Annotated in this window: 12 protein-coding genes; 3 read left to right on the top strand and 9 right to left on the bottom strand. The window is 64.6% G+C overall.

Annotated elements, in window-relative coordinates:
• Window positions 1-10 precede the first annotated feature (10 nt).
• From NY78_RS10685 to NY78_RS10665, 5 genes are read right to left on the bottom strand one after another with little or no spacing between them, the layout of a single operon-like run.
• Window positions 11-445, bottom strand: coding sequence for a response regulator (locus NY78_RS10685; RefSeq protein ID WP_047960133.1), 435 nt, complete (start codon window positions 443-445; stop codon window positions 11-13).
• Window positions 446-447: 2 nt separating this feature from the next.
• Entirely contained in the window at window positions 448-2949 is a 2502-nt protein-coding gene (locus NY78_RS10680; protein WP_231583911.1) for a PEP/pyruvate-binding domain-containing protein, read from the bottom strand.
• Between the two features lie 59 nt (window positions 2950-3008).
• The gene (locus NY78_RS10675) at window positions 3009-3755 is read right to left on the bottom strand and encodes a TIGR02186 family protein (RefSeq protein ID WP_043635419.1); all 747 of its coding nucleotides are present in this window, start codon (window positions 3753-3755) and stop codon (window positions 3009-3011) included.
• Between the two features lie 2 nt (window positions 3756-3757).
• Window positions 3758-4699 carry a sulfite exporter TauE/SafE family protein gene (locus tag NY78_RS10670; protein ID WP_043635416.1) on the bottom strand — a complete coding sequence of 314 codons (942 nt, stop codon included), beginning with the start codon at window positions 4697-4699 and terminating at the stop codon, window positions 3758-3760.
• On the bottom strand, window positions 4696-5121 hold the full coding sequence (locus tag NY78_RS10665; RefSeq protein ID WP_043635413.1) for a universal stress protein: 426 nt from the start codon (window positions 5119-5121) through the stop codon (window positions 4696-4698). Before NY78_RS10665 ends, NY78_RS10670 begins: the two co-directional genes overlap by 4 nt.
• Window positions 5122-5329: 208 nt before the next feature.
• Here NY78_RS10665 and NY78_RS10660 point away from each other — a divergent pair, with 208 nt between their 5' ends.
• The 3 genes from NY78_RS10660 (at window position 5330) to NY78_RS10650 (ending at window position 9076) form a co-directional block, all read left to right on the top strand.
• Window positions 5330-6784 (top strand): sensor histidine kinase, encoded by a 1455-nt coding sequence (locus NY78_RS10660; protein WP_043635410.1) that lies wholly within the window; start codon window positions 5330-5332, stop codon window positions 6782-6784.
• On the top strand, window positions 6774-8117 hold the full coding sequence (locus tag NY78_RS10655) for a sigma-54-dependent transcriptional regulator (protein ID WP_043635407.1): 1344 nt from the start codon (window positions 6774-6776) through the stop codon (window positions 8115-8117). The genes NY78_RS10660 and NY78_RS10655 overlap by 11 nt, the downstream gene beginning before the upstream one ends.
• Window positions 8118-8284: 167 nt before the next feature.
• Window positions 8285-9076, top strand: a complete 792-nt coding sequence (locus NY78_RS10650) for a sigma 54-interacting transcriptional regulator (RefSeq protein ID WP_043635404.1) — start codon at window positions 8285-8287, stop codon at window positions 9074-9076.
• A 131-nt stretch (window positions 9077-9207) separates the two neighbouring features.
• Here the strand turns inward: NY78_RS10650 and NY78_RS25480 are convergent, their stop codons facing one another.
• From NY78_RS25480 to NY78_RS10630, 4 genes are all read right to left on the bottom strand, one after another.
• Window positions 9208-9546 carry a hypothetical protein gene (locus tag NY78_RS25480; protein WP_047960132.1) on the bottom strand — a complete coding sequence of 113 codons (339 nt, stop codon included), beginning with the start codon at window positions 9544-9546 and terminating at the stop codon, window positions 9208-9210.
• 67 nt (window positions 9547-9613) lie between these two features.
• Complete coding sequence (locus tag NY78_RS10640) at window positions 9614-10270, bottom strand: hypothetical protein (RefSeq protein WP_043635401.1); 657 nt, start codon at window positions 10268-10270, stop codon at window positions 9614-9616.
• A 54-nt stretch (window positions 10271-10324) separates the two neighbouring features.
• Window positions 10325-11158 carry a DUF2092 domain-containing protein gene (locus NY78_RS10635; RefSeq protein WP_043635399.1) on the bottom strand — a complete coding sequence of 278 codons (834 nt, stop codon included), beginning with the start codon at window positions 11156-11158 and terminating at the stop codon, window positions 10325-10327.
• A 40-nt stretch (window positions 11159-11198) separates the two neighbouring features.
• Window positions 11199-12737, bottom strand: coding sequence for a DUF1254 domain-containing protein (locus NY78_RS10630; RefSeq protein ID WP_043635396.1), 1539 nt, complete (start codon window positions 12735-12737; stop codon window positions 11199-11201).
• Window positions 12738-12816: the final 79 nt, after the last annotated feature.

The raw sequence follows: 12816 nt of genomic DNA, 5'->3' as shown, positions 1-12816 counted from the left end.
CGTGGCGCGCCTAGGGGACGAGCCCCCGCTCCTTTTCGATGCGGCGCACGCCGTCGAGGATCTTGGCCAGCTTAAACGGCTTGGCCACGAAGTCGAACACGCCCTTGCGGAAGGATTCCCGGGCGGTTTCCATGGTGGCGAACCCGGTGATGACGATGACGTCGGTATCCGGGTACAGGGCCTTGACCTTGCCGAGAAAGGCCAGACCGTCCAGGCCCTGCATCTTGAGGTCGGTGATGACCACGTCGAAGCGGCGTTCCTCGACCCGGGACAGGGCCTCGGCCGGCAGGTTGAAGGCTTCCACCTCGTAGCCCGCCTTCTGGAAAAACGGTTTGAGGCGCTTGCAGACAATGGGTTCGTCGTCAAGGACCAGGATGCTGGTTCTGGGTCGCTGGGCCGGCGCGTCCGGGCCGGAAGCCGGGGTCTCGGGGGTGTCGGGGGTCACGCTCACGTCTCCCTCACGGCGGCAATACGGTTCAAAAAAAGCTCAAGGTGGCGTTGCCCGGCTTCGTCGGAGTCGAGCTTGGCGTCCAGCTGGCGGGTGTAGCCGATCAGCCCGCCGAGCATGAACATCTTGTCCAGCATGGCCCGGGTGGGGTGTTTTTTGACCCGCCCCATGACCATATCCCCCTTGATCTCCGCCACAAAATCGAAATGTTCGAGCACCGCAGCCACCAGCGTCGCCCGGCGGGACCGGCGGGTGAAATCCGTTACCCCGCCCATGAACCGGAAAAAAATGACATTGTCGTTGACCGAACCACCCAGGAAGGCATCCACTACGGTGAAGTGGTAGCCCAGGCGCAGGTGGAGGTTCAAGTATTCCTTGGAGATAACGGCCAGATTGCGCCCCATGGCCGCGGGATGGGCCATGTCGGCCGACAGGGTGCGGGTGACGCTCGACATGAAGCTGCTCATATCCACGGCCACCGGGGCGGTCTCCCACATGCCGGTCGCGTTCATGCCGTCCAGGATGGCCCGAAGCGGCCGGCAGCGGATGTCGTCCTCGGTGGCGTCGTTGCCGGCGGCCGGGTCCAGGCCGCCTTCCACGTCGATGACGGTCAGGCCCAGGGGCAGCTGGGTGGCGAGCTTGCGTGCGCCCTTGGTCAGCTCCTGGTGGGTTTCCGACAGGGAAATAAGCTTGTCCACGGCCCGCTGGTGGACGTAGCGGGCGATGTCGTGGAAGGTCTTGCAGCCTTCCGGCCGGAAGGAATCGGCCTTGGGATCGAGCAGGGTCAGGGGGCTTATGTGCCTAAGCACCCGTTTGAGGGTCCGGTATTCCCAGGATTCCTCGAAGACGTCCTCGCGCACCAGCTCGTTGCGGCAAAGCGCTTCCACAAAGCCCTCGTAGACAATGATGTGGTCGGCATCAAGGGTGATCTCCTGGCCCTGGCGCAGCGTGCGGGTGGCGCTGCCGGCCCCGACCAGGGTGGGCACGCGCAGCTCGCGGGCGATGGTGGCCATATGGCCGGTGGCCGAGCCGACGTCGGTGATGATGCCCCGGCACTTGGGCATCACCTTGGCGTAGCGGGGCGAGGAATGCCGGGCCACCAGGATGGCCCCGTAGGGAAAGTCCGAGAGGTCCTGGCCCTCGGTCACCAGATGGACCGGACCGGAGGACACGCCGCCCATGGCCGTGATGCCCCGGCCCGAGAGCAGTACGGGCGCATCCCCGGCCGCATCGGCGGCGTCGGCCGACAAAGCGCAGTATCGGGGACGAATGGACAGGGGACGGGCCTGCAGGATCACCAACTCGTCGGCGTCCGTCAGAGCCCATTCCACGTCCAGGGGACGTTTGAAAAACCGCTCCAGGGCCATGGCCGTCCGGGCCAGCCGGTCGAGCTGGCCGGCGCTTAAGCAGGGCGCGTCGCGCTCCGGCGGCGGAACGTCGCAGGTGGACGTGCCCCCGGCCGGGTCCAGGCACAGCATGGTCGTTTTGGCGGCGATGTCGGAAGAAATCAGGGTATGCGGCGGTTCGCGCCCGACCAGATAGGTGTCGGTTTCAGCCGTGCCGTCCACAATGGGCTTGCCCAGGCCCCAGGCGGCGCTGACCACCATGGCCTGGTCCTGCTCTTCCAGCGGCGCGTAGGTGTAAAGCCCCCCGCTGACCGTGGCCTCCACCATGCGCATCACCCCGACGGCCATGGCCGGCTCCTCGCCGCATTGCTCGCGGTGCAGCCGGTAGCGCAGAGCCTCTTCGCAAAAAAGACTGGCCAGCACCCGGCGGTAGGCCGCCAGGATGTCGCCCGGGGCAACGCCGAGCACGCTTTCGTACATGCCGGCGAAGCTTGATTCGCCATCCTCGCCCCAGGCGCTGGAGCGCACGGCAAGCAAGTAGCGTCCGCCCTCGGACAGCCGCTTGGCCGCCTGCTCGATGGCCCTGGCCAGGCCCTTGGGCAGCGGCATTTCCCGGATGGTCCGGCCCAGGCGTTCGGCCTCCGCAGCCAATTCCGCCCCCTGGCTGTCGCACAGGCGGCGGGTGGTCTCGGCCGCCTGCTGGCGCAGGCCGGCCCGTTCCATGACCTCGAAATAGGCTCCGGCCGTAATGACGAAGCCCTCGGGGACGGTGAAGCCGAGGATGTTTCGGATGTCGCCCACGTTGGCCATCTTGTTGCCGCCCTCGTCGGCCAGATCGTGGGTCAGTTCGGCCAGGGGCAAAATGTGGTCGGGGCGCGAAAGGGCCCGACGACCGGCCAGCTCGGCCTGGATCTGCTGCTGGATGCGCTCGAAGGTGTTGAAAAGGGCCACGTTCTTGCGCTGACACAGGAGGCTTAGATCCGAAACGAGCTTGAAAACCTGATCGCCGAGCTTTTCGCAGGAATCGAAGATGTACTGCCGGTCATAGACGTAGTCGCCCCCGAGCTTATCGCCCATGTCGGCGATAAGCTCCAGGATGGCGTTGTTGCGCTCCAGGATGCTTTTGAATTTCTTAAAAAGCACCGAGAAGGGCACGGGCGGCTTTCTGTGCCACCACGTAAGCCTGTCTATGATGCCGGAAAGTCTCATAGGACCTAGTGCGCTCCCTTGCTCTGGAAGACCAGACCGATGCCAAGGCCGCCCAGGATGGCGATGATCGAGGCCAGGATACCGTACCATGCCCCATGGTTGAAGGCGAGGTTGGCCAGGAAGGCGGGCGCGCCGCTCAGCGCCGCCTCGACGGCCTGGACGTCGCGGGCCTTAATGGCCCCGTCTTTCACGGCATAGGCTTCGATGGCGTAGCTGCCGGGCGAGAGGCGCGAGGGGATGCGCATGGTGGCCCGGAAGGACTGGTTGCCGTCCCGGATTTCGCCCATGGCCACCGCGCCGGCCTCCTGGCGATAAAGGCCTTCCTGGCTTTTCAGAAGCAGGAATTCCGGCAGGAGCATGGCGCGGTCGGCCGTGGCCGGTTCGATGCCAAAGCCCTTGGCCAGACTTTCCAGTCCAAGCTCGGTCCCGGCAGTGCCCATATCTGTCAGCGGCGTCGAGGATTCGATCAGGCAGACCTTGGGGACATTGTCAAAGTGCAGGGTGTTCATGTTCATCCACAACAGGCCAAACACCTTGCCCTTCTGCTTGAGGGCCACGCTCTCGGGCGCGCCAATGAACCGCAGCACCACCTGGCTGCCGGCCGGGACCTGCCCGTCGATCTGCAGGGTTGTGCCGTTATAGAGGGCATGGATGTCGATGGTTGCCGGCGCGACCGTGAAATCCAGGCCCGCGGCCGCAGCCAGGACCGGCAGGGCCACAACGAGGGTGAGGGCAAACAGCAAGCGTTTCATGGCTAATGACCTCCGACATAGGCCAGCAGAACATCCGGCCGGGCAATCAGTTCGTAGAGGATCTTGAACATCACCACGAGGACCAGGGTGGCCAGAAGGATCTTGAGCTGGTCGCCGTGCAGTTTCTTGCCGACCTTGGCCCCGAGCTGGGCCCCAAGGGACGAGCCGATAAGCAAAATGAGCGCCAGGACAAAGTCCACGGTGTGGTTGGTCGCAGACTGCATCACCGTGACGTTTATGCAGGTGAAAAGAATCTGGAACAGGCTAGTTCCCACCACCACGTGCATGGGCATGCGCAGCAGGTAGACCATGACCGGGACCATGATGAAGCCGCCGCCAACGCCCATGATGGCCGACAAGACGCCAACCAGGACGCCGAGAAACAGCGGCAGCAGCGGCGACATGCGCACGCCCGAGCGCACAAAGTCCATCTGCCAGGGCAGGCTGCCGACCAGTCGGCCAAAGGCGCTGGACTTGACGTGCTTTTCCGGTTCGGCCTTGGCCGGGGCCTTGGCCTTGCGCATGGATTGCAGGCTCTCCACGAACATGTAGCCGCCAACCAGACCGAGCATCAGGACGTAGGTGATGTTGATCAGGAAGTCGGCGTTGCCCATCTGGCGCAGCACCTTGATGATGCCGACGCCGACCGTGCCGCCGAGCACGCCGCCAATGAGCAGCAGCAGGCCCATCTTGACGTCGACGTTGCCCAGGCGCAGGTGGGCCAGCGTGCCCGACGTGGACGCGCCGACGATCTGGTTGGAGTCCGAGGCCGCGGCCACGGTGGCGGGAATGCCCATCATGATGAGGAGCGGGGTCATCAGGAACCCGCCGCCGACGCCAAAGATGCCCGAGAGCAGGCCCACCGCCCCGCCCAGGCCGAATACGGCCGCAATGTTCACGCTGTTGCCTGCGATAGGCAGATAGAGTTCCATGGGTATGGTCATAGCCCGTCCTTTTTGGGTGCGAGACCCCGCTTTGGCGAAACCAGTTCCACCCGGCAATCCACTCCGGCAAGGATTCTGCCCAGGTCTTCGGTTTCCCGTTCCCCGCCCTGTTCATCCCAGCCCGTGGCTGTCGCCACCAGCAAGGTCGTTTTCAGCTGCCGCGCCGCGCCGATAAGCTCCGGCCCAAAGCGCCCCTCGGTCACAAACAGCTCAACGTTGGCCCCAGTCGCCGTGGCGGCGGCAATCTCGGATTCGACCCGCCGCAGGATGGACCCGGCAGCCTCTCCCCCGCTCCCCTCGCCTGGGGGAAACACCACCAAAACGCTCACCCTGGCCTGAATGCGCGGTCCCAGGCACATGGCCCGGTCCAGGGCTTCCCAGAAGGGATTGCGTGCGTCGATGCCGACGAGGATTCGTTCCATAGATTTGCGTTCCGCCGCCCGCCCTAAAGCAAGCCAGGGGCCAGAATCGAATCAACAACCAACCATCTGGAATTTTGCCATTTTTTCAGATCAGCCGAAAGAAGCCGGAACGCCCTGTTTCAATTTGAAACCAGCGGCCGGGAAAGCGCTTGTACCAAAATGGAACATGCTCTAGCATGAAGGCGTTGCGACCAAGGAGGGCTTCGTCATGTGCGCCGCCAATCGGTTCAGGATCTTTTTCAATTCCATTAAAGGAAAGATATTTACGCTGTTCCTGGTGGCCTTTCTGGCGGCTTGCGGGCTTACGCTGCTCAATGTCTGGACGCTTTCCGCCGTGCGCGAGCGCCTGCACCTCTCGGAGCGCTACGACGATCTGTTCAACGACATCCTGGAAGCCAGACGCTTTGAAAAAAACCTGCTGATCTACGGCGGGGCGGAAAACCGGCGTGACGGGCTGCTCTATCTGGATCTGGCCGATGCGGCCCTGGCCGATCTCGAAGCGGACATCGGCCACGTCGCCGGACCAAAGGCCCTGGACGATTTTCGCCAGGCGCTTTCCCAGTACAGGCGGGAATTTTCCTCTCTCGACGCCGCCCACGCCTCGGGCAAGGATCTGGCCCGAAGCACGGGCAAACAGCTGGTGGACGTAGCCGAGGAGCTTATTGCCACCAAGCGCGAACGCATCCACAAGACCATCTTCGAGGTGTCGCTTCTGCCCTTTGCCTACCTGGGCATCTTCCTGGTCTTCATGGCCATTTTAATAAACGTCATCGCCAAAAGCCTGCTTAAGCCCCTGAGCATGATCGGCAATATCACGGCCCGGGTGGCCAAGGGCGATTTCAGCCCGGTCGAGACCGGAGGGCACCATATCGAGGAGGTGGCCGGGCTGCTCGATGCCCTTAACCGCATGGCCCTGGAGCTGACCGCCAATCAGGAAGACCTGCTGCAAGCCCGCAAGATTGCTGCCCTGGGGACGCTCACCGCCGGCATCGCCCACGAGATCAACAACCCCATCAACAACATCGCCCTGTCAGCCGAAAGCCTGCTGGAAGTCCACGGCGACGCCCTGGACGAGGATGCCCGGGAAATCGCCGGCGACATCCTGGCCCAGGCCGACCGGGCCGGGGAGATCGTGCGCAACCTGCTGGATTTCTCCCGCACGGAAAAGGCCCAGTTCAGCCGGCTGGCCCCGGATGTGATCATCAAAAGCTCGGTGGCCCTGCTCAAAAACGAACTGCTCATTTCCGGGCTGACCATCCACGTGGCCGTGCCCCATGATCTGGCCCAGGTGTCCGGGAACCTGCGCCATCTGCAGCAGGTGTTTTTAAACCTCATGCAAAACGCCGCCCACGCCACCCCGGCCGGGGGCAGCATCGAGGTGACCGGCCTGGATGCCGGCGACGCGGTGTGCCTGTCGGTGCGCGACACCGGCAAAGGCATTGATCCCGAACACCTGCCGCATATTTTCGAGCCGTTTTTCACCACCAAGGAGGTGGGCAAGGGCACGGGCCTGGGGCTGGCCGTGACCTATTCCATCATCAAGCGCCACGGCGGGCGCATCGAGGTGGAAAGCGCCCCGGGCCAGGGAACCGCCTTTGTCGTCTGCCTGCCCAAGGCCCCGGCCAACCCGGTGGCGCCCAAGGAGGCCGGCCATGTCGGCTAGGTTGGCCGTTGTCGACGACGAGGCCATGGCCCGCAAACGCCTGGGCAAGGCCTTTACCCGCGACGGCTGCGACGTGGCCCTGTTCCCGGACGCCGAATCCTTTCTGGAGCAGTCGGGGCAGGCCCCTTTTGACGTGGCCCTTCTCGATATGCGCCTGCCGGGCATAAGCGGCCTGGAGGCGCTCAAGCGTCTTAAAAAACACGGCGCGGACACCGAGGTCATCCTGGTCACCGGCTTTGGGAGCCTGGAAACAGCCATCGAGGCCATCAAGCTCGGGGCCTACCATTTCGTGACCAAGCCGGCCAAACTGGCGGAAATCCGCAGTCTGGTGCAAGGGGCCTGCGACAAGGTGGCCATGGGCCGGGAGAACCGGCGGCTGCGGCAGGCGCTCCGGGAAGAGACCGGGCTGGAATCCATGATCGGGGCCAGCCAGTCCATGCGCGAGGTCTTTGAGCTGATCCGCAAGATCGCCCCGGTTGGCTGCAATGTGCTGATCGAAGGGGCCAGCGGCACCGGCAAGGCCCTAGTGGCCCGGGCCATCCACCGCCTGTCGACCCGCAAGGACCAGGCCTTTGTCTCGTTTAACTGCGGGGGTTTTACCGAGGAACTCATCTCCAGCGAACTTTTTGGCTATGAGAAAGGGGCCTTCACCGGAGCCGCCGCCACCCGGGTGGGCCTGCTCGAATCCGCCGGCGGGGGCACGGTCTTTTTGGACGAAATCGGCGAGATGCCGCTCTCCATGCAGGTCAAGCTGCTCCACGTCATCCAGGAGCGCCAGATCCTGCGGGTGGGGGGCGTTCGACCCATTGATCTGGACATCCGGGTCATTGCCGCCACCAACCGCGACCTCAAGCAGGAAATGGCCAAGGGCCTTTTCCGGGAAGACCTGTATTACCGCTTGAACGTCGTCAATATCCGGCTGCCGCGCCTGACCGAACGCAAGGAGGACATCCCGCTTCTGGCGCGCCATTTCATGGACAAGTACAGCCTGCTCTTTCACAAAGTGGTGGGCGAGGTCAGCCCCCAAGCCCTGCAAATCCTCATGAGCTACGGCTTTCCGGGCAACGTGCGGGAGCTTGAAAACATCGTGGAGCGGGCCGTGGCCCTGTGCGACTCCCAAACCCTGGAGGTGGCCGATCTGCCGCGCGATCTGCAGCAGATGGATTTCGCGTCGGTCGAGGGCGAACGCCTGGAGAGCCTGGAGGCCGTCGAGCGCCGCCACATCGCCCGGGTCCTGGCCCGCACCGGGCACAACAAAGGCCTGGCCGCCCAGATTCTGGAGATTCCGCGCACCACGCTGTGGCGAAAGCTCAAGCAGTTCCAGCTCGACTGACCGTCCTGTTCCAAAATGAAACGCCCCGGTCGCCCTATCCCGACCCGCAGCCCTGGCCGGACTCGTTGCCCGTTCACATTTCCGGAGCAATTTCCGACTCTTGTCGTCGCCTTCGCCGCCGAGCCGCCCGGTCCAGCGGCTGGCACGCATCTTGTTAGTGTCCAGCCATGAACGACCATCCCCTGCCCCAAGACGATGGCCCGGAACCGAACCTGCTGGCCGAACTGCCCGGCTGGTTCACCCAGCGGGAGGTCATCCCGCTCGACGACAATCTGGCCCTGGTGGTCTGCCATGAGACCATGCACGCCATCGTGGCCCTGTGCCGGTCCGTGGCCGAGCATCCAGCCCCGGTGCTGTTGACCGGCGAGACCGGGGTGGGCAAGAGCCTGCTGTGCCGCTTCATCCACGCCAGCCGCAATCCCTACGCCCCGTTTTTCTCGCGCATGACCGCGGGCCTGGAGGCCGACGTCCTCGACAAATGGATTTTCGGTACAACAGATGGCCAGCCGGGCGGCCCGGCCATGGTGGAGGAAGCCGGCGGGGGGACGCTGGTCATTGAAGAGATGGGGGATCTGCCCGTGTCCATCCAACGGCGGCTGTTGCGTTACTGGGACGGGCAGGCCTCGGGCGAAATCACGGGCGGACCGGTCCAGTGGATCGCCGCCACCAACCTGCCGCTACGGGCCTTGCGCCCGCCCCAGGCCATGCTGCCGGAATTTCTGGACCGGTTTTTACGTATCCACGTGCCGCCGCTTCGGGAACGCAAGCAGGACATCCCGGCCCTGGTGGCCCATTTCTCCCGGCTGGCCGCCTCGCGGGAGACTTCGCTGCAAAGTCTGGAAGTCCTGGCCAACCGGCTCTCGCGCCGGGCGTTTCACGGCAATGTGCGCGAGCTGCAATCCGTGGTCAGCCTGGAGATCGGCGGGGGCGCGGCCTGCCCGCCGGACGAAATCGGATAGGGCTGCGCCGGCCCGGCAAAAAACGGGCGGCCCTTTCGAAACGCCCGTCCCGTGCATCGTGCGGCACGCCCGGCCTGCCAGCCGGACATGCCGCGCGATGCGTTTCCCTTGTCCCGGTCTCCGGGCAGCGCCTACTTGCCCGTCGGATACTGGCGCAGGCATTCCTGCTCGCACAGGTCGCTGCCGCGATTGAACATATACCCGCAGTCCTGGGCCATATACTGGTAGCTCAACTGGTTAAAGGCCTGGTTGCAGGCCGTGCGGCAGGCCCCGGCCGTGGCGTATTTCCGGGTGATGACGTTTTCATAGACCTGGCAGATGCTCATGTCCGAATCGCAGGGGTCAGGCCCCATCGGGGTGATGCAGTTGCCGAAAAACATCGACGGCGAGGCCGGCTTGAGCGGAGCGCAACCGCTCATCGCGGCGCACAGCGCCAATCCGACGAACATGAAAATGCCCAGACGTTTCATGAGGCCCTCCATTGGCGTTGACGGTCGTTTCTCCCCAAAGCACGGCAGCGTTTGCCGGCGCCCGGCCTTACGGCGCCGGGACAACGGTGTAATAGACGCCGCTGGCCCCGTAGGCCGGCCGCATCCAGGCGTCGCCGCACAGATAGTAGGTCGAGCCGTAGACGTTTTGCATGCTGCATCCGGCCGGCAGCGACGCATAATTCGCGCCCATGGCGTAGGCAGCGGCCCCGGCCATGGCCGCGCCGGCCGCCATGCCCATGACGGCCCCGGCCGCAGCCGCGCAGCCGACGCAGCCCCCGGCGTAATAGGGCACGGCCACCGGGGGATGGTAGGCCGGGTAGCCCGGATAGCCGGGATAGCCCGGGTGCGGGTAGCCGCCCGGCCCGACCGGTCCGACCGGCCCGATAGGTCCGACAGGGCCGACCGGGCCGGTATGGAGGACCCCGGCTCCGTCGCCGCCGTACGTGCGCCCGCCATAGGCGTTGACGTGCATGGTCTCGCCGCCCCAGGCCCGGGCGGTGCTGCCCCCCCAGGCATTGGCGTGCATCGTGTCGCCGCCCCAGGTGTGAACCGTCGCGCCGCCAAAGGCGTTGACATGAGCCGATCCGCCAAAGCCGTGATAACTGCCGCCGCCCCAGCGGTTGGCGCTTCGCCAGGCCGAGGCCGGCCCGGCCAGAACCAGTATGGCCAGCACGATGGCGATGCCGGTGATGCTCTTTTTCATATCCTTGCCCCCATTCCTGTTGGACCGTAAGACCCTGGCCGCTGCCACCGACGATTACGGCTTCGACGGCTTGGCGCGGGGCTGCGGGGCCGGCGTCAGGGCCGGACGGGCAAACCCGATGCGGTTGGCCGCATGGGCCGGCTGCGAGACGAAAACCTCCGCTGCAACCGGGATATCCAGCTTCCAGTCGGCCAGTTCCAGATCATGGCGCAGACGCAGCGGATCGGCCTGATAGACGGCCCGGATGCGACGCGGCAGCCTGTCCTCGGCCCCGATCCAGAGTTGCAGGAACACCTCGCCGTTGGCCACGGCCACGATGTCCGTTTTGGTCCCGCCAACGACCATGGACGTGCCCACGGAAAAGACATGGGTCATGCCCTCGGTCAGGGCGGTATACGGATCGGCCACCAGCAGGTCGGTAAAGGGGAAGTAGATGTCGGCCGTGTCAAAGGCCTTTTTGAGCGTCGCTTCGATGGTCGGCGCAGCCTCGGCCACGGCCGCCAGATTCTCGGCCGGAACAAAGGCCGCCATTTCCTTGCCGTCGCAGTAAAACTCCGAGGCCGGCCCGTCGCCGGGGATGACCACTTTGAGCTTGTCCGGGCGCGCCATGACGACGTCGTAACGCATGGCGTAGACGAGCGGCGGCCCAAGCCGGCTTGGGTATTCGTAGTCGGCCGTGGCCGTAAACGACAGCGTCTTGGCGCTGGCAAGCCTGGCCCCGGCCGCCTTCAAAATCTCCAAGGCCTGCGGTTCCAGGGTCACTTGCGGCGCAGCCTCGGCCGGTTTCGTCGATGCGGCGGTCTTGCCGGTTTTGGCCCAGCCGCTGGCGGCCAGCAGCACAACCACGGCCACTGCCGCTCCAACCACAGTCCATCGTTTCGTCCCCATCACGGCCTCCCTGAGATTCCCGCCGGCCATCTCTGTCGCGTCACTGTTGCGGCTCGATTTCACCCGGACGCCACGTTTTATCAAACCATGGGGCAAGCGGTCCATACAAACGCAAAATTGTATTCCAGCCCTGGCCGGGTATGGTCTGCACCCAGTTGTTTTCCTTGCCGGCCGGAGCCTTGGGACCAAAGTACACGTCCACCGAACCGTCGGCGTTGACGGCAAGGCCCTTGGTCTGGCTGCCGACGCTCGGGTGGGCCTGATCGGTCTGGACCATCGAACGGGTCTGGTTGCTGTAGACGATGACCGACCAGAAATCCTTGACCGGGATATTCGGCGGCAGGTGCAGGGTATAGTTGCGTCCGCCGTCAAGCGGCTTGCCGTCGGCTCCTTCAACGGCCCAGGCGTACTGCGACCCCCGGCCGACCATCTTTTCCTCCATGGCCGGAGTCACGCCCGTCGCCGCAAAGTAATACATGATCGCGCCGTCAAGATTGCTGACCCCGGGCTGGCTCTCGAACTTGTAGCCGCCCAGGAACGGCAGACGCCAGGCACTCTTGTCGTAATAATAGTCAGCCTTCTGGCGCATCTTGAAGGCCACGGCCCGGGCCGTGGCGTCGCCAACGGCGGCGGCGTCGGCGAGGATCTTCTGCATCCTGGCGTCGGGCTTAAAGGGCTTGCCTTTCTCGATGCCGATGGCGGCAAAGAGACCAAGGGTCACCGGATCAAGCGACGCGCTCGGTTCTTCCTGCACGACCTGATCAAGCAGTCCCCAGAAACGGTCATCGGCCGGAGCCACCGTGTTAAACGGCTTGCCCGACAGATCCACGAACTGCATTTTCGGCGGATTGGCCTTCTGGGACAGCGGATAGATCCGGGTGTATTTTTTGACCAGCTCCACGCCGGGCTTCGGATCGCCGTCCACGAGGAAGCTGCGCCAGGGAATCCAGTTGCTTACGGTCGGCGGACGCACGACAATGTAGCCCGACGGCACAGCGCCCGTGTAGCCCGGCGGCAAGAGCAGGTACTTGCCGCCCTTGCCGTGGTCGGGGCCGGTGATGCCGACATCGACCACCCAGCGAAACCACATGTCGTTTATGGCCCCAAGCACCTTGGGCGGCACTTCGACCACGAGCGGCCCCTGGCTCAGATCGACCCAGGTCCAGCTGTACACGGTGTTGTCGTTGGCGGTTAAAAACGTCGAACGCGAATCCATGAGCTGCTCAAAAATCGGCACGGTCGCATTGACCGGCCCAAGGGTGCGGATGGCGTTGCGGTTGGTCGCCTGGCTGACGGCCGGCAAGGCCAGCAAGTAGGCCTGGACGGCCCGCTGGAAGTCCAGGTTGTCGTACAGCGTGTCCACGCTGGCCGGATCGGGAAAGCCGTCAAAGAACTTGAGCGTTCCCAGGCGCGTCTCCATCGTGTCCGGCGCAGCCACGCCCGGGGGCATGGGCGTGGTCATTTTGTAGGTCGCAGCAGCCGGTGTGGCCGGGGCCGCCGGCTGGGCGCCGGCCGGCGCGGCGGCAACGGCGAGCAGCGCCAACAGCGCCGCGCCCAGGTGGATCGTCAAACGAAACATTGGTCTCCCTCCTCGTTGCAAGGTGAACAGAGAAGGCCAGGACAGGGACCCTGGCTTCGGAAATATGCGCAGTCGGCGA

Source organism: Desulfovibrio sp. TomC (genome assembly GCF_000801335.2).
GTDB lineage: Bacteria > Desulfobacterota > Desulfovibrionia > Desulfovibrionales > Desulfovibrionaceae > Solidesulfovibrio.
Note: the sequence above shows the minus strand (reverse complement) of the source record. Positions and strands in the feature narration are given on the sequence as shown.

Bases quoted from the DNA above. Each gene is read 5' to 3' on its own strand.
- NY78_RS10675 (WP_043635419.1), bottom strand. From the start codon at position 3,755: ATGAAACGCTTGCTGTTTGCCCTCACCCTCGTTGTGGCCCTGCCGGTC.
- NY78_RS10670 (WP_043635416.1), bottom strand. From the start codon at position 4,699: ATGACCATACCCATGGAACTCTATCTGCCTATCGCAGGCAACAGCGTG.
- NY78_RS10665 (WP_043635413.1), bottom strand. From the start codon at position 5,121: ATGGAACGAATCCTCGTCGGCATCGACGCACGCAATCCCTTCTGGGAA.
- NY78_RS10660 (WP_043635410.1), top strand. From the start codon at position 5,330: ATGTGCGCCGCCAATCGGTTCAGGATCTTTTTCAATTCCATTAAAGGA.
- NY78_RS10655 (WP_043635407.1), top strand. From the start codon at position 6,774: ATGTCGGCTAGGTTGGCCGTTGTCGACGACGAGGCCATGGCCCGCAAA.
- NY78_RS10650 (WP_043635404.1), top strand. From the start codon at position 8,285: ATGAACGACCATCCCCTGCCCCAAGACGATGGCCCGGAACCGAACCTG.
- NY78_RS25480 (WP_047960132.1), bottom strand. From the start codon at position 9,546: ATGAAACGTCTGGGCATTTTCATGTTCGTCGGATTGGCGCTGTGCGCC.
- NY78_RS10640 (WP_043635401.1), bottom strand. From the start codon at position 10,270: ATGAAAAAGAGCATCACCGGCATCGCCATCGTGCTGGCCATACTGGTT.
- NY78_RS10635 (WP_043635399.1), bottom strand. From the start codon at position 11,158: ATGGGGACGAAACGATGGACTGTGGTTGGAGCGGCAGTGGCCGTGGTT.
- NY78_RS10630 (WP_043635396.1), bottom strand. From the start codon at position 12,737: ATGTTTCGTTTGACGATCCACCTGGGCGCGGCGCTGTTGGCGCTGCTC.